This is a genomic window from Spirillospora sp. NPDC127506, from assembly GCF_040302145.1.
Taxonomy (GTDB): Bacteria; Actinomycetota; Actinomycetes; order Streptosporangiales; family Streptosporangiaceae; genus Spirillospora.
Window position 1 is genome coordinate 50,197 of record NZ_JBEORG010000026.1, and the last position, 15,561, is coordinate 65,757.

At 73.1% G+C, this 15,561-nt stretch carries 16 protein-coding genes and 1 riboswitch; of the genes, 12 read left to right on the forward strand and 4 right to left on the reverse strand.

Annotated features, from left to right (window positions below; all coding sequences use genetic code 11):
* Nucleotides 1–8: 8 nt before the first annotated feature.
* The 7 genes from ABTW95_RS23500 to ABTW95_RS23530 all read left to right on the forward strand — a co-directional run bounded on the left by ABTW95_RS23500 (nucleotide 9) and on the right by ABTW95_RS23530 (nucleotide 7,077).
* On the forward strand, nucleotides 9–1,817 hold the full coding sequence (locus tag ABTW95_RS23500; protein ID WP_500227400.1) for a hypothetical protein: 1,809 nt from the start codon (nucleotides 9–11) through the stop codon (nucleotides 1,815–1,817).
* 89 nt (nucleotides 1,818–1,906) lie between these two features.
* A complete protein-coding gene (gene def, locus ABTW95_RS23505; RefSeq protein WP_396448037.1) occupies nucleotides 1,907–2,452 on the forward strand; it encodes a peptide deformylase in 546 nt (181 codons plus the stop codon).
* The gene (gene fmt / locus ABTW95_RS23510) at nucleotides 2,453–3,379 is read left to right on the forward strand and encodes a methionyl-tRNA formyltransferase (protein ID WP_500227401.1); all 927 of its coding nucleotides are present in this window, start codon (nucleotides 2,453–2,455) and stop codon (nucleotides 3,377–3,379) included.
* Nucleotides 3,379–4,785, forward strand: a complete 1,407-nt coding sequence (locus ABTW95_RS23515; RefSeq protein WP_500227402.1) for an RsmB/NOP family class I SAM-dependent RNA methyltransferase — start codon at nucleotides 3,379–3,381, stop codon at nucleotides 4,783–4,785. Before fmt ends, ABTW95_RS23515 begins: the two co-directional genes overlap by 1 nt.
* A 42-nt stretch (nucleotides 4,786–4,827) precedes the next feature.
* Nucleotides 4,828–5,754 carry a phosphatase PAP2 family protein gene (locus tag ABTW95_RS23520; RefSeq protein ID WP_500227403.1) on the forward strand — a complete coding sequence of 309 codons (927 nt, stop codon included), beginning with the start codon at nucleotides 4,828–4,830 and terminating at the stop codon, nucleotides 5,752–5,754.
* 13 nt (nucleotides 5,755–5,767) lie between these two features.
* Nucleotides 5,768–6,445, forward strand: a complete 678-nt coding sequence (gene rpe / locus ABTW95_RS23525; RefSeq protein WP_396448041.1) for a ribulose-phosphate 3-epimerase — start codon at nucleotides 5,768–5,770, stop codon at nucleotides 6,443–6,445.
* Entirely contained in the window at nucleotides 6,442–7,077 is a 636-nt protein-coding gene (locus ABTW95_RS23530) for an HAD-IA family hydrolase (protein ID WP_500227404.1), read from the forward strand. Before rpe ends, ABTW95_RS23530 begins: the two co-directional genes overlap by 4 nt.
* Nucleotides 7,078–7,182: 105 nt before the next feature.
* Here the strand turns inward: ABTW95_RS23530 and ABTW95_RS23535 are convergent, their stop codons facing one another.
* The gene (locus tag ABTW95_RS23535; RefSeq protein ID WP_500227405.1) at nucleotides 7,183–8,676 is read right to left on the reverse strand and encodes an ATP-binding cassette domain-containing protein; all 1,494 of its coding nucleotides are present in this window, start codon (nucleotides 8,674–8,676) and stop codon (nucleotides 7,183–7,185) included.
* A gap of 88 nt (nucleotides 8,677–8,764) precedes the next feature.
* On the reverse strand, nucleotides 8,765–9,175 hold the full coding sequence (locus ABTW95_RS23540; protein WP_396454741.1) for a DoxX family protein: 411 nt from the start codon (nucleotides 9,173–9,175) through the stop codon (nucleotides 8,765–8,767).
* A gap of 154 nt (nucleotides 9,176–9,329) precedes the next feature.
* Nucleotides 9,330–9,460: riboswitch (FMN riboswitch) on the forward strand.
* Between the two features lie 72 nt (nucleotides 9,461–9,532).
* Between ABTW95_RS23540 and ABTW95_RS23545 the strand changes: the two genes are divergently transcribed.
* The 5 genes from ABTW95_RS23545 to ABTW95_RS23565 all read left to right on the forward strand — a co-directional run bounded on the left by ABTW95_RS23545 (nucleotide 9,533) and on the right by ABTW95_RS23565 (nucleotide 13,351).
* The gene (locus ABTW95_RS23545) at nucleotides 9,533–10,126 is read left to right on the forward strand and encodes a riboflavin synthase (protein WP_500227406.1); all 594 of its coding nucleotides are present in this window, start codon (nucleotides 9,533–9,535) and stop codon (nucleotides 10,124–10,126) included.
* Between the two features lie 82 nt (nucleotides 10,127–10,208).
* Nucleotides 10,209–11,438: a bifunctional 3,4-dihydroxy-2-butanone-4-phosphate synthase/GTP cyclohydrolase II gene (locus ABTW95_RS23550; protein WP_396450771.1), complete on the forward strand. Its 1,230-nt coding sequence runs from the start codon at nucleotides 10,209–10,211 to the stop codon at nucleotides 11,436–11,438.
* Nucleotides 11,435–11,965 carry a 6,7-dimethyl-8-ribityllumazine synthase gene (gene ribH, locus ABTW95_RS23555; protein WP_396450773.1) on the forward strand — a complete coding sequence of 177 codons (531 nt, stop codon included), beginning with the start codon at nucleotides 11,435–11,437 and terminating at the stop codon, nucleotides 11,963–11,965. Before ABTW95_RS23550 ends, ribH begins: the two co-directional genes overlap by 4 nt.
* A 71-nt stretch (nucleotides 11,966–12,036) precedes the next feature.
* Complete coding sequence (gene hisG, locus ABTW95_RS23560) at nucleotides 12,037–12,912, forward strand: ATP phosphoribosyltransferase (RefSeq protein ID WP_396450775.1); 876 nt, start codon at nucleotides 12,037–12,039, stop codon at nucleotides 12,910–12,912.
* Nucleotides 12,905–13,351, forward strand: coding sequence for a PH domain-containing protein (locus ABTW95_RS23565; protein WP_396450777.1), 447 nt, complete (start codon nucleotides 12,905–12,907; stop codon nucleotides 13,349–13,351). Before hisG ends, ABTW95_RS23565 begins: the two co-directional genes overlap by 8 nt.
* A gap of 82 nt (nucleotides 13,352–13,433) precedes the next feature.
* On the opposite strand, the gene ABTW95_RS23570 is transcribed toward ABTW95_RS23565, so the two are convergent.
* A complete protein-coding gene (locus ABTW95_RS23570) occupies nucleotides 13,434–14,072 on the reverse strand; it encodes a hypothetical protein (RefSeq protein WP_396450779.1) in 639 nt (212 codons plus the stop codon).
* Nucleotides 14,069–15,469: a selenium-binding protein SBP56-related protein gene (locus tag ABTW95_RS23575; RefSeq protein ID WP_396450781.1), complete on the reverse strand. Its 1,401-nt coding sequence runs from the start codon at nucleotides 15,467–15,469 to the stop codon at nucleotides 14,069–14,071. Before ABTW95_RS23575 ends, ABTW95_RS23570 begins: the two co-directional genes overlap by 4 nt.
* Between the last annotated feature and the right edge of the window lie 92 nt (nucleotides 15,470–15,561).

Sequence of the window (15,561 nt, forward strand, 5' to 3'; positions counted from 1 at the left end):
GTTCTCGGGTGGCCGACAACTGGGTGGAGAGCACCGCCGGCGACCTGCGCCGGTGGGCGGACGAACGCGGTGAGACGCTGGACGAGCAGGGCGCCGGGATCCTGCTCGGCCTCGCGCGGGAGGAGATGGGCCTCGCGGGGCCTGAGGAGCTGACCCCGGACGGGGTCCGGGCGCTGCTGCTGGAGGTCTTCCCGGAGACCGTGGTCGCCGGGAGCGACGACGTCCCCACCGTCCTGGACGCCCTCCGCGCGATCGTCGCCTACCTGCGCGACACCGCCGCCGTGACCGCGCCGGAGGCCGCCGCGCTGGCCGCCGAGATCGACCGGACCGAGCCCGAGTTCGCCGAGGTCGTCGCCGCGGTCGACGGCGAGGAGCGGCAGGCCGCCGCCGAGGTGATCAGCGGGCTGCTGCAGGCCGACGGGGTGTCCCTGGACGACCAGGAGGCCGTCGACGCGTGGGTGCGCGAGTTCGAGGCGCTGCCCGAGGCGGAGCGCTACGCCCGCACCGAGGAGTACCTGCGGCGGGCCGGCGAGCTGGTCGTCCCGCCGGTCCGCGCGGTGCCCCGCGCGGAGGCGGCCGCGGCGGCGCGCGGGTCGCGGCTGACGCGGGCGATGCTGGCCCTGGCCGACTGGACGGGGGAGCGCGCCCTCACCGAGCACGACACGCTGACCGAGGCGGACATCGGCGCCGCCGGCGCCGCCCTCGGCCTGGAGGCCCCGCGCCGCCACGGGCGGATGGAGGACGAGGGCGAGCTGGAACGGCTGTGGTGGGCCGCCGTCGAGGCGAACGTCATCACCGCCGAGGACGGCGCCGCCTCGCCGGGGCCCGCCTGCGAGGGCCTCCGGTCCGACGACGACGAGGAGCTGCTCGCCGCGTGGCTGCCGCTGTTCGAGGCCGTCGTGGTGCCCGGCCACGACTACGCGGACGGCCTCGACGCGCTGGAGCTCGTCCAGAACGAGATGACCGGCGTCCTCATCCACCTGTACGAGCAGGAGGAGCCCACCGACCCGCAGATCCTGGCCGGGGCGCTGCTCGGCCATGTCGAGGAGGCCTACGACCTGTCCGACGCCGAGGCCATGGCGCCCCTCGTCCGGGACGCGTTCCACCTGGAGCTCGCGACCCTCGCGGACTGGGGGATCGTCGAGGAGTCCGGCGGCGGGCGCGCGCTGACGCCGCTCGGCGTGTGGGCGGTCCGCGAGCTGCTGCTGGCCGACGGCTTCACCGCCCCCGTCATCGGCGAGCTGGCCGGTGCGCGCGCGTCCGAGCTCATCGCCGGGCTCACCTGGTACCGGCCGGAGGCCGCCGACGAGGAGATCGACGGGTGGCTGGCCGCGCACGACCCCAAGGACGCCGCCGCCGACCTGCTGGACGTCATGCGCACCGGCGGCCCGGGCGCCCGCAACCTGGCCGCCGCCGTCCTGCACCGCATCGGCCCCGAAGCCGCCGGCGTGGTGCGCGCGGCGCGGGAGCACCCGCTGGTCTCGCCGTACGCCGCGCTGTGGCTGAACGCCGTCGGCGACCCGTCCGGGCGGGAGCTGGCCCGCGAGGAGTACCTGTGGGTGTTCGTCGACACCGTCGCCGGGATGCTGGAGACCGCCGAGCCGGAGGAGGCGGTCGAGGCCGCGCTCATCGACGCGCCGCCGGAGGCGGAGATGAAGGTCATGGTCGACGAGCTGTGGCGCACCCACCATCCGGGCGTGGCCGAGGTGCTGGAGGCCCTGGGCGCGCACCATCCCGACAAGGCGACCGCCAAGGCGGCCCGCACCGCCGCCTACAAGGCGCGCTCGGCGCACCAGAGCGCGCACCGCGGCGTGTGAAGCGCCGTGTGAATCAGTACAGGATGTCTCCGTAGACTGGACGGGCACGTCCCGTTCGCAGGAGAACCTCGCAGGAAACGGAGTCCTCGTTGGCCGTCAAGCCCATCCGCCTCTTCGGCGACCCCGTGCTGCGCACGCCCGCGGAGCCGGTGAAGGACTTCGACAAGGAGCTGCGCCAGCTCGTCAAGGACCTCACCGACACGATGATCGACGCTCCCGGCGCGGGCCTGGCGGCCCCGCAGCTCGGCGTGGGCCTGCGGGTGTTCACCTACTACGTCGACGACGTGCTGGGGCACCTGGTGAACCCCACCCTGGACCTCACCGACGAGCAGGAGACCGACGACGAGGGCTGCCTGTCCCTGCCCGGCCTGGCGTTCCCCACGCCGCGGTCGGTCGGCGTGGTGGCGAAGGGCTTCAACATGCACGGCGAGCCCGTCACGCTGGAGGGCACGCACCTGCTGGCCCGCTGCGTCCAGCACGAGACCGACCACCTCGACGGGATCATCTTCATCGACCGGATGGACCCGGAGCAGCGCAAGGCCGCGATGAAGGCGATCCGGGAGGCCGAGTGGTTCGGCGACCCGGTCCCCGTCGTCAAGGAGTCGCCGCACCGGACCTTCGGGAAGGCGATCTAGGTGCGCCTCGTCTTCGCCGGCACCCCCGACACCGCGCTCCCGTCGCTGACGGCGCTGCTGGGGTCCTCGCACGAGGTCGCGGCGGTCGTGACCCGGCCGGACCGCCCGTCGGGCCGTGGGAGGCGGCTCAGGCCCTCTCCCGTCGCCTCGCTGGCGGCCGAGGCGGGCGTCGAGGTGCTCAAACCCGCCTCCGCCCGCGATCCGGAGTTCCTCGGCCGGCTCCGCGAGATCGCGCCCGACTGCTGCCCCGTCGTCGCCTACGGCGCCCTGCTGCCGCGCGAGGCGCTGGAGATCCCCCGGCACGGCTGGGTGAACCTCCACTTCTCGCTGCTGCCCGCGTGGCGCGGCGCGGCGCCCGTGCAGCGCGCGATCCTGCACGGCGACGACATGACCGGGGCGTCCACGTTCCTGATCGAGGAGGGCCTCGACACGGGCCCGGTCTACGGCGTCCTCACCGAGCCGATCCGGCCGACCGACACCTCCGGGGACCTGCTGGGACGCCTCGCCGTCGCCGGCGCGAGCCTCCTGCTCGACACGATGAACGGCATCGAGGCTGGCGTCCTCGAACCCCGGCCGCAGCCGACCGAGGGCGTGTCCCACGCGGCGAAGCTGACGCCCGAGGACGCCCGCGTCGACTGGCACAGCCCCGCGCTGCACATCGACCGCCTCGTCCGCGCCTGCACGCCGGCGCCCGGCGCGTGGACGACGTTCCGCGGCGCGCGCCTCAAGCTGGGCCCGGTCCGCCCGGCGCCCGGCGCCGGGGAGCTGGCGCCCGGCGAGATCCGGGCGGGGAAGAACGAGGTGCTCGTGGGGACGGGGACGCATCCGGTCGCGCTCGGCGAGGTCCAGCCGCAGGGCAAGCGCGGCATGCCCGCCGCCGACTGGGTCCGCGGCGCCGCCCTCACCGGTGAGGACGCGCTGCACTGATGCCGCCCGCCCGCGACCGCCGACGCGCTCCGAACCGCAGGCCGGGCGGCCCCCGCAGGACGGGCCGCCCCCAGGACCTCGTCCGCCGCACGGCGTTCGACGTGATCCGGGCGGTGGAGACCCGCGACGCCTACGCGAACCTCCTGCTGCCCAAGCGCCTGCACGACCGCGGCCTCACCGGGCGCGACGCCGCCCTCGCCACCGAGCTCACCTACGGGACGCTGCGCGGCCGCGGCACCTACGACGCGGTGCTCGCGCTGTGCAGCGACCGGGAGCTGCGCCGCATCGACGCCCCGCTGCTGGACGTCCTGCGCCTGGGCGCGCACCAGGTCCTCGCCACCCGCATCCCGGCGCACGCGGCCGTGGGGACGGCCGTGGAGCTGGCCCGCTCCGTCGCCGGCCCCGGCCAGGCGAAGTTCGCCAACGCGGTGCTCCGCAAGGTCGCCACCCGCGACATGGACGCCTGGCTGGAGATCGTGGCGCCGTCCGACGCCGACGTCACGACCCGCCTGTCGGTCGCGCACAGCCACCCGAAGTGGATCGTGTCGGCGCTGCGCGACGCCGTCGGGCCGGGCGAGATCGGCGAACTCCTCGCCGCCGACAACGCCCGCCCGCGGGTGACGCTGGTCGCCCGCCCCGGCCGGGCCACGGTGGAGGAGCTCCGCGAGTCCGGTGCGGAACCCGCCCCGTACTCGCCCTACGCCGCCGTGCTGCCCGAAGGGGACCCGGCCGGCGTCGCGGCCGTCCGCGAGGGGCGCGCCGCCGTCCAGGACGAGGCGAGCCAGATGGTCGCCCTGGCGCTGACCGAGGCCCCCATGGACGGCGCCGACGCCCGCTGGGCGGACCTGTGCGCCGGCCCCGGAGGCAAGGCGGGTCTTCTCTCCGCTCTCGCCGCCCAGCGCGATGCGCGGCTCCTGGCCGCCGACGTCCAGCCGCACCGCGCCGCGCTCGTCCGCCGCGCGGTGGACGACCGCACCGGCGTGGTGGCGGCCGACGGCACGGTCCCCGCATGGCGGCCCGGGTCGTTCGACCGCGTCATGGTGGACGCGCCGTGCACCGGCCTGGGGGCGCTCCGGCGCCGCCCCGAGGCGCGCTGGCGGCGCGGCCCCGAATCGGTGGCCGAGCTGGGCGCGCTCCAGCGGAGCCTGCTCACCACGGCACTGGAGTCCGTCCGGCCTGGCGGCGTCGTCGCCTATGTGACGTGCTCGCCCCATCTGGCCGAGACCCGTGTAGTGGTGGACGACGTCGTGGGCAAGCGCGAGGACGTCGAACGGCTCCACGCGCCGGCCGTTCTGACGTCGCTCAGCCCGAACCTCACCGGCGTGGGGGACGGCCCGTACGCCCAGTTCTGGCCGCACCGCCACGGCACGGACGCGATGTTCCTGGCCCTCCTGCGCCGGACCTAGCCCCTGGGGGACCGACCCGTGCTCACCGGATTCTGGCTTTTCATGTCGTTCCTGGGGAGCGCGGGCTTCTACGTCCCGCTGCTGGTCGTGCTGTTCTGGTGCGTGGCGCCGCGCCTCGCCGCGCGGGCGTCGGTGCTCCTGCTGTTCGGCGCGCTGCTCAACACGCTCCTCAAGCTGGTCTTCCACGAACCGCGCCCCTACTGGACGGACCCCTCCGTCAAGGGCGGGCAGTCCCTGTCCTCTTTCGGGATGCCGTCCGGGCACGCCCAGAACGGCATCGTGGCCTGGGGGTTCTTCGCCGCCCAGACCAAGCGGCGGCTCCTGTGGCCGGGGGCCGCCGTCATCATCGCCCTGATCGGGGCGTCGCGCGTCTACCTGGGGGTCCACTCGATCGGCCAGGTCCTCGCGGGCTGGGGCATCGGCCTGACCCTCCTGGTGGCCGCCCTCGCGGTGGAACCCGTCCTCGTCCCGTGGTGGACCCGCCGGCACCTGGCCGTACAGGTGGTCCTCTCGCTGGTGATATCCCTGCTACTGCTGGCAGCGGCCTGGGGAGCGTGGCACCCGCTCCGGGACTGGCAATGGCCGGACGCCTGGGTGCAGGCCGTCCAAGCCGCCGGGGGCGAGACCGGGCCCATCACCCTGGTCGACTCGGCCAGCGCCTCGGGCGGCCTGTGCGGCGGCCTGGCCGGCCTGTCCATCCTCGCGGCCCGCGGCTGGTTCGACCCCGGCGGCCGGGCCTGGCAGCGCCTGGCCCGGCTTCCGGTGGGGCTCGCCGGCGCCGCCGTCTTCGGCCTGCCCCACCTGCTGACCACCGGAACGAACCTGGTCCAGGCGTTCACCGTCCAGGCGGCGCTCGCCCTGTGGATCACGGCCGGGGCGCCCGAGGCGTTCGTCCGCCTCCGCCTGGCCTCCCGTCCCACCCCCGCCGTCACCCGGCCGGGTGAGGAGCGGGCGGAACTGCGCCAATAGACTCCGAGGCATCATGGCTCCTCAGATCTCACCCAGCATCCTGTCCGCCGACTTCGCCCGGTTGGCCGAGGACGTCGCGCGCATAGCCGACTCCGCCGACTGGGTCCACGTCGACGTCATGGACAACCACTTCGTCCCCAACCTGACCCTGGGGCTGCCGGTCGTCCAGGCGCTGCTGAAGCACAGCGCGCTCCCGCTCGACTGCCACCTGATGATCGAGGATCCCGACCGCTGGGCGCCGGACTACGCCGAGGCCGGCGCGAAGAGCGTCACCATCCACGCCGAGGCGGCGAAGGCCCCGGTCCGCACCCTGCGCGCCATCCGCGCCGCCGGTGCGCGCGCGGGCCTCGGCGTCAACCCGGCCACCCCGGTGGACGGCTTCGAAGACCTCCTCGGCGAGATCGACATGCTGCTCCTGATGACCGTCGAGCCGGGCTTCGGCGGGCAGCCGTTCCTGGACGTCGTGCTGCCGAAGATCCGCCGCGCCCGCGAGCTGATCAAGGGCCGCGACCTCCCCGTCTGGCTCCAGGTCGACGGCGGCGTCAGCGCCGAGACCATCGAGCGCTGCGCCGACGCCGGAGCGGACGTCTTCGTCGCCGGCAGCGCGGTCTACGGCGCCGACGACCCGGCCGAGGCGGTCCGCGGGCTCCGCGCGCAGGCCGAGGAGGCCACCGCGAAGGCGGACTGGTGATCCTGCCCTGCGCCGCCGTCCTGTTCGACGTGGACGGCACCCTCGTCGACTCCACGCCCCTCGTCGAGCGCGCGGCCCGCGAATGGGCCGCCGAGTACGGCATCGACCCCGAGGAGTTCCTGGCGGACGCCCACGGCCGCCGCACGAGCGACCGCGTGGCCGAGTTCCTCCCGCCCGGCCTGGTCGCCGAGGCCACCGCGCGCCTGGACGCCCTCGAATCGACCGGCACGGACGGCATCACCGCCCTGCCGGGCGCGGTGGACCTGCTGGCCGGCCTCGGCGGCCTGCCCCACGCCTTCGTCACCTCGATGGACAGGGCGCAGCTGGCGCTCCGCACCGGCGTGGCCGGCGTCCCCCTCCCGCCCACGGTCGTCACGGCGGAGGACGTCCCGGCCGGCAAGCCCGACCCGTCCGGCTACCTCCAGGCGGCCGCACGCCTGGGCGTCGACCCCGCCGACTGCGTGGTCATCGAAGACGCCCCGGCGGGCATCGCCGCGGGCCGCGCCGCGGGCGCCACCGTCGTGGCGGTCCTGACGAGCCACCCGAAGGAATCCCTGACCGCGGCCCACCACACCGTCGAGACGCTGACCCGGGTGACGGCGGCCCCCGCCGGCCTCCGCCTGGCCACCTGACCGCCCCGCCGGCGATCAGGAGGCGGGAGGCGCCGGCCCGGCGAGGACCACGCCGACGAGCCGCTCGCCATGGGCGCCGACCAGGGGAGACCTTGGTGCGACCCTTCAGGCGTTCGCTCCGGAGGTGATCCCCAGGGAGGCGTGGAACATCTCGTGGACGCGGAAGCGCCGGACGGCGGCCAGGTTGAGGTGCTGGACCTGGTGGCTGCCGAGGAAGCGGCCGTTCTCGGCGGGCTGGGCGGTGAGGAGGCCCGCGCGCCACAGGATCTCGATGAGGTCGTTGGGGTCGCACAGCGGCAGCCATGACTCGGTGCCGTGCGTGGGGACGTCGCCGACGGCCAGTTCGAGGCAGAGCAGTTCCAGCTCCTCGCGGCCGAACGCGGGCGGGCGGCTGCGGAACACCTCGAAGACGCTCAGCAGGCCCGGGTACTGGGAGCGGTACTCGGCGGCGATGTCCTTCGTGCGCTCCGCGGAGTAGCCGTACTCGGACCGCTCGATCGCCGCGTACGGGACGGGCAGCCTCGCGATGCGCCCCCTGGCCTGGTCGAGCGCCTCCGAGCAGAACTGGATGAGCTCCCGTGGCCGGTACAGAGTCCGGTCGACCATGTAGCCGAACGAGGTGTGCCGCGCGCGGCCCGGCTGGCCGGCGAAGACCGCCGACCAGCAGGCGCGGGCCCCGGCGCGTTCGAGCGCGTCGGCGTCGAAGCCGTGCTCGCGCGCGGAGTAGCAGATCCGCTTGGCGATCAGCTCGAGCAGCGACTCCTCCGACCAGTGGATCTTCTCCAGCAGGTCGCGGTGCTTCTGCGCGTCCTCGTAGAGGGCCGGGATGTCGTCGTACAGCTCCTGCCGGAGCGAGACGTACACCCGCAGGTTCCGGTGCATCCCGTTGATCGACACGCACGCCTGGAAGAGGCCGGACACGAACGCCCTGGCGTCCTCGGAGGAGTCCCAGCCGCGGTCCAGCTCGTCGACGAACACCGCGACGCGCTGGCCGTCCAGCACCCGCTGCAGCGCCGGCATCAGGTTGTGGATCTCCTCCAGCTTGTAGAGGCGGTCCAGCTCCCGGGTGCGCAGCCCGGCCTCGAGCGGGCCGAGCTTGATGGCCTCCAGCCGCTTCAGGTACGAGACCAGCAGCGACAGGGGGCCGAGCTGCTGCGCGCCGTGGCTGTCCCTGATGTAGCGGTGGATCTCCCGCCCGCCGCCCTTGGTCAGCCGCATCCCCTTCTTCGCCAGCGCCTTCATGACCAGGACGTAGATCAGGTACTTCCAGGCGGCGGCGTAGGCGCCGGTCTTGGCCCACGAGCCGGCGTGCTCCGCCTCCATCGTCGCGCTGAGCAGCTCGTAGGAGTAGTCCTCCGGCGACAGCTCGATGACGTGGCCGCCGGCGGCGCGCTCGCGCCTGGCCAGCACCTTGAAGATCGCGCTCTTGCCCGATCCCCGGTTGCCCATCAGGATCGTCTTCGCCCCGGACCGGACGCGCTGGTACGCCGCGGACTCCACGAAGTACTTCTCCAGCCCCCGGGAGATGTCGCGCTCCGCCGAAGGGGTGCCGAAGTCGAGGACGTCGAGGATCTTCGGCGACAAGGACAGCTTGGCCATGGGCCTCTTCCCCGAGTCCGCGGCGGGCCTTCAGTAAACGAGTTTCGCCCCGCCCCCCGGTCATGGCAAGACCCGCCGCGGGACGGGGTCAGGCGAAGAGGGGGCCGACCAGGTTCAGTCCGGGGTGGGCGTCCGAGGCGTACAGGACGAAGAATCCGAGGGCGCCGCCGGCGAGGGCGAGGTCCTTGAGGAACTGCTGCTGCTCCATCTGGCGCGCCTCCGCGGACTCCTGCGTCCAGAAGTCGTGGAGGACGAACGCGGTGATGAGCAGGAACGGGACGAGGGCGACCGCGCCGAGATCCGGCCAGATGCCGAGGACGAGCAGGGCAGACGCCACCAGGATGTAGGCGCCGGAGACCTGCACGGCGAGCCTGGCCATGGGGATCTTCTTCGCGGCCGCGTATCCGGCCATGGCGTCGGTGGCGGTGAGGTGGCCGATTCCGGCGCCGATGAAGATCGCCGCGAAGGCGATGCGGGCGATGAGGGCGACGACGTCCATGACTGCCTCCTGGGGGGAATGTCGTCATGCGTCACATGTGTCGCAGGACCTACCCCCTTTCCAAGATCGTTGAACGTTCAACCTGGGCTGCCAGTGGCGATGGTCACATGGGGCGCGGAATGGAAGGCATGGCACACTGGTTGGCAAAGCATGAACGCGTGCTCCGGGGTCGGTGAAACTCCGAACCGGCGGTGACAGTCCGCGACCCGGCCGAAGCCATCGGCCGGTTGACCCGGTGGGATTCCGGGACCGACGGTTAAAGTCCGGATGGGAGGCAGCGCGCGGTACGCCCCTGGCCTGGGGCGTGCGCCGATGTATGAACGTCCCCCCGGAGCCCTGATCTAGGAGGCCCGGGAGATGTTCACCGGCATCGTCGAGGAGCTCGGCGAGATCGTGGCGATCGAGCCCCAGGGGGACTCGGTCACGCTCGCGGTCCGCGGGCCGCTCGTCACCGAGGACGCCGTCCACGGCGCGTCGATCGCGGTCAACGGCGTCTGCCTCACGGTGGTGGACGTCGAGGACGGGGTCTTCACCGCCGACGCCATCAAGGAGACCCTCGACAAGTCCAGCCTCGGCGTGCTGGAACCGGGCTCCAAGGTCAACCTGGAACGCCCCGTCCGGCTGTCCGACCGGCTCGGCGGGCACCTGGTGCAGGGCCACGTCGACGGCGTCGGCACGATCATCTCCCGCGAGCCGGGCGAGCGGTGGGACGTGGTGACGGTCTCGCTGCCGTCCGACCTGAGCCGCTACCTGGTCGACAAGGGCTCCATCACCGTCGACGGCATCAGCCTGACGGTCGTGGAGGCGGGCGCCGACCGGTTCAGCGTCGCGCTCATCCCGACGACGCTCGCCCTCACCACGCTCGGCCACAAGAAGCCCGGCGACCCGGTGAACCTCGAGGTGGACGTCGTCGCCAAGTACGTCGAGCGCATGCTGGGCGGCCGGTCGTGAAACGGCTCGGCGCGATCGCGTTCAGGAACCGGCTCCGGGGCGCCCGGGGCCCGCACACCCCCAGGCAGAAGGCGGTGACCGCATGAGCGGCGGCAACGACACGGGCATTTTCGACACCATCGAGGCGGCGGTCGCCGACATCGCGGCGGGGCGCCCCGTCGTGGTCGTCGACGACGAGGACCGCGAGAACGAGGGCGACATCATCTTCGCGGCCGCCAAGGCGACGCCCGAGCTGCTGGCGTTCACGATCCGCCACACCAGCGGCGTCATCTGCGTCCCGATGGAGGGCGCCGACCTCGACCGGCTGCAGATCCCGCTGATGACGGCGCAGAACAACGAGCGGATGCGCACCGCCTACACGGTCAGCGTGGACGCCCGGCTCGGCGTCACCACCGGCATCTCCGCCGCCGACCGGGCCAGGACCATCCGCACGCTGTGCGACTCGGCGTCCGAGCCGCGCGACCTCGTCCGCCCAGGCCACATCTTCCCGCTCCGCTACCGGGAGGGCGGCGTCCTGCGGCGCCGCGGCCACACCGAGGCGGCCGTCGACCTCGCCCGGCTCGCCGGTCTCACCCCCGCCGGCGTCCTCGCCGAGGTCGTCAACGAGGACGGCACCATGGCGCGCCTGCCCGAACTCCAGGTCTTCGCGAAGGAGCACGGGCTCAGGCTGATCTCCATCGAACAGCTCGCCGAACACCGCCGGCGCACCGAGAAGATGGTCACCCGCGTCGTCGAGACCCGCCTGCCCAACCGGTTCGGGACGTGGCGCGCCGTCGGGTTCTCCAGCGCCATCGACGGCGGCGAGCACATCGCGCTCGTGCTCGGCGACATCGGCGACGGCGAGGACGTCCTGATCCGGGCGCACTCGGAGTGCCTCACCGGCGACGTCCTGCACTCCGAGCGCTGCGACTGCGGCACCCAGCTGGACGCCGCCATGGAGCGCATCGCGCGGGAGGGGCGCGGCATCGTCCTCTACCTGCGGGGCCACGAGGGGCGCGGCATCGGCCTGCTCGCCAAGCTGCGGGCGTACGCTCTCCAGGACAACGGGTCCGACACCGTCGACGCGAACCTGGAGCTGGGCCTCCCGGCCGACGCGCGCGAGTACTCCAACGCGGCGCACATGCTGCGGGAGCTGGGCGTCCGGTCGGTGCGGGTGCTCACCAACAACCCGGCCAAGCTGAAGGGCCTGGACGGGTTCGGCGTGGACGTCCGGGGACGCGAGTCCATGCCCGTCGTCGTCACCGAGCACAACCGGCGCTACCTGACGGTCAAGCGCGACCGTCTCGGACACCAGATCGAGGGACTCTCATGAGCGGCGCGGGACGCCCCGAGGACATCACCGTCGACGCGGCCGGGCTGACGCTCGGCATCGTCTGCACCCGCTGGCACGGGCGGATCACCGACCAGCTGCTCGACCGCGCGCTCGCCGCGGCGAAGGCGTGCGGGATCGCCGAGCCGGTCGTCGCCCGCGTCGCCGGCGCGCTCGAACTGCCGGTGGTCGCCCAGCAGATGGCCCGCGAGCTCGACGCGGTCGTCTGCCTCGGCGCGGTCATCCGCGGCGCGACCGCCCATTTCGACTACGTCTGCGACTCGGTGACCGCCGGTGTGACCCGTGTCGCGCTCGACGAGTCGACTCCGGTGGGCAACGGGGTCCTCACATGTGACACCATTGAGCAGGCACTGGAACGCAGCGGGCTGCCGGGCAGCCCCGAGGACAAGGGATGGGAGGCGACTGTGGCCGCACTCGACACGGCACTGACCCTGCGAGGTCTGCGGCATCACGGTCACGCCGGGCATGGTCCAGAGCATTTGGAGCGGGTCCAGGGCTTCCGCCCCTGACGGACTCGCGCGCCATCCGAGCATCTGACCACCCGGACATCCCGGACGCATCCTCACCGAAAGGCAATTCCGTGCTGTCACTCGTCCTGCCCAAGGGGTCGCTGGAGAAGGCGACCATGCAGCTGTTCGACGCCGCCGACCTCACCGTCCAGCGCTCGTCGGACCGCGACTACCGGGCGTCCATCGACGACCCCCGCATCGAGCGGGTCCGGGTCCTGCGCCCGCAGGAGATCCCGACCTACCTGGAGCAGGGGCTGTTCGACCTCGGCATCACCGGCCGCGACTGGATCACCGAGACCGACGCCGACGTCGTCAGCCTCGGCGAGCTGAAGTACTCCAAGGCCACCGCCAACCCGGTCCGCGTGATCATGGCGGTGCCGGACGGCGCGCCGTGGCAGTCGGTGTCCGACCTGCCGGAGGGCGTCCGGATCTCCACCGAGTTCCCGGCGCTGACCAGGCGGTTCCTCGACAAGCACGGCGTGAAGGCCACGGTCGTCCCGTCCTACGGCGCGACCGAGGCGAAGGTGCCCGACATCGTGGACGCGATCGTCGACCTCACCGAGACCGGCTCGTCGCTGCGCAAGAACGGCCTGCGCATCCTCGACACGCTGCTGACCAGCTACACCGAGCTGGTCGCGAACCGCGACTCCTACGAGGACGCGGAGAAGCGCGCCGCGATGGAGGACATCTCCCTCCTGCTGCAGGGCGTGATCCGCGCGCGCGGCAAGGTGCTGCTGAAGCTGAACGTCGCGCAGGCCGACCTGCGGAAGGTCCTCGACATCATGCCCGCGATGGCGTCCCCGACGGTGACCTCGCTGGCCGGCGGGGAGTCCAACGCGGTCGAGTCGGTGGTCGCCAAGCGCGGCGTCAACACGCTGATCCCGGCGCTCAAGGCGGCCGGCGCGCACGACATCCTCGAGATCCCCATCACGAAGATCGTTGACTGAGTCACCGGCCCTGCCGACCGTGTGGCGCCCCCGCACCACCCGGATCGTGGCCTACACCACGGCGGGCGCGATCGTGCTGGCCCTGATCGTGCTCGCCGTGGTGGTGCCGGAGCAGTACACCGTCGCCGACCGCGTGCTGATGGTCGTGTTCGGCGCGTTCATCGCGTGGGTGCTGCACATGCTGGCGCGCTGCCGCGTCACCGCCGAGGAGTCCGGCGTCACGGTGGTCAACGCGTTCAAGACCCGCCGCCTCGAATGGCCGGAGATCCTGGACGTCACCATGAACGTCGGCGACCCGTGGCCCACCCTCGACCTGTCGGACGGCACGTCCCTCGGAGCCATGGGCATCAACGGCGCGGAGAAGACCCTCGCCGCCCGCCAGCTCGCCGAGCTCCAGGCGCTCCTCCGCACCCGGGGCGAGGCCCCCGACCCCTTCTGACGCCGCCCCTTCTGACACCGCCCCTTCTGCCGCCGCCCGTTCTGACGCCGCCCGCGGGCAGACGGGGCCCCGGTCGCGGCGCTCACAGCGCGGTGAAGAGGGTGAAGGCGCCGGCGCCGATGAGCGCCACCGCCCAGACGCGGTCGAGGTTGAACCAGGCGCGCCGCAGGATCGCCAGGCCGACGACCTCGTAGACGAGCACCGCGACGGCGCCCGCGACGGCGAGCATCGACAGGGTGTGCACCGCGGTGACGAAGACGCCCGCCGACACCGCGCTGCCGGACGACGCGGCCAGGCCGTGGTCGTGGTGCGCCGGGGCCGCCTCCGACGACATGAGCACGGGCAGCAGCATGAGGCCCGCCCCGTGCACCGACGACATCAGGAACGACCAGCCGGCGAGCTGCCACAGCGAGATCCGCATGCCGACCCAGCGGAAGTGCCGCTTCGACAGCAGCCGCCAGAGCCCGAAGCCGACGAGCAGGACTCCGCCGCCGATCGCGGCCGCCTGGGTCGCGACCACCGAGCGGGTGAGCGCGATCAGGACCGCGACGGCGCCGACGGACGCGGCGTGGCCCGCGGCGATGGCCGGGAGCGACTGCAGGACGAGTTGCCTGCTGCGCTCCTGGAGGCCGCGGGCCACCGCGAACAGCCACCCCATGGCGGGGTTGACGCCGTGGAACGCGCCGAGCGCCACCAGCGCGGCGAGCGACCCGTCGTTCACGGGTAGCAGTACGAGTCAGAGGAGGCGTCGCCGCCCTGGAGGCGGGTCTGGTGCGGGCGGCGGCCTCTGAAGTCGTCGCCGTTGGGGAAGAAGCGCTCGTCGAAGGAGAAGGCGTCGGGGGTCGAGTCGAGCTTGGCCATCCATGCGCCGACGCCGTCGGGGAAGAACTGGTCGTCCCACGCGCCGTAGAGCGAGTTGGTGACGTAGACGCGCTTCCCGTCGCGGCTGATCTCCACCATCTGCGGACCGCCCGCGAGCGGGCGGTCCGGGGCGGCGGGGTGGGGGGTCCGGCCGACGATGCCGCCGATGCGCACCGAGCCCGCCTCGACCGGGTGGAACGGGTCGCTGACGTCGTAGCGCTTCAGCTCGCCGGTGCCCCAGCACGACACGTACAGCCACTGGTCGTCCACGGACAGGTCGATGTCGGTGACGAGCGGCGGCACCGCGCCGAACGGCTGGATGACCGGCGGCAGGGAGGCGGGATCGACCGGCTCGGCGGGGATCGTGATGACCTTGGTGGCGGCCCACGCGTCGCCGTCGCGGTGCCACACCCACACCGACGCCGACAGGTCCTCGACGCTCACGACCACCCCGGCGAACCCGTACAGCTTGGTCGGGTCGTGCGCGGGGCGCAGCTCCAGGACCATCTGGTGCTCGTCCCCGAGGTCCACGGTCTGGACGTGCTTGCGCTTGCGCAGGTCGAAGAAGTTCAGCGAGTGGCCGTACTTGCGTCCGAGGAGCAGTTCGCCGACGACACCGTCCTCCACCATCGACGGTGTGCCCCACTCGGAGGCGATGAGGACGTCGTGCGCGATGTGCCACCACGCGTCATAGGCGAAGTACTGCGGCCCCCGGTCGACCTCCCAGCGCCCGAGGACGTCGAACGAACTGTGGTCGAGCAGCGCGATGCCGCCCGGCCCGTCCTCGCCGCCCGCGCCGCCGAGCGCCGTCAGGTAGAGCCCCTCGGGCCCGCAGTGGACGGTGTGGGGCCGCGAGTACCCGGCGCGCTTGGCCAGCTCGTCCGGCTCCAGCACCTTGACGATCTCCGGGGCCGCCGGGTCACCCTTCGTGTCGAGCACGTACACCCGCGACGAGCGCAGCCCCGGCACGATCAGGTAGCGGCGCTCCACGTGCGGATGCGGCGACCCGGGGCACAGCGCGCTGCTGCACGCGTTCCACCCGAAGTGGTGCAGCTCGTCGCCGAGGTACGGCAGGTCGGTCCAGCCCACCACGGACCCGTAGGAGGCCGAGCCCGGGTCCACGTCGACGACGGCGATCGCGTCCGGTCTCTCGGCGGCGCGGTCGAACGCCGCCACGTACGCGAGCCTCTCCGCCGGGGCGGCGGCCGCGTCGCGCGGCGAGGCGTAGAAGGTCGGGTCCGGCTTCCACAGTGCCATGGTCCGTCCTCAGGGTCGTCGGTCACCGGCCGCCGCCCGGCCGCGACCGGCCGCGTCGGACGTGCGGGCCCCTGTCCACATTCAGCGTCCAG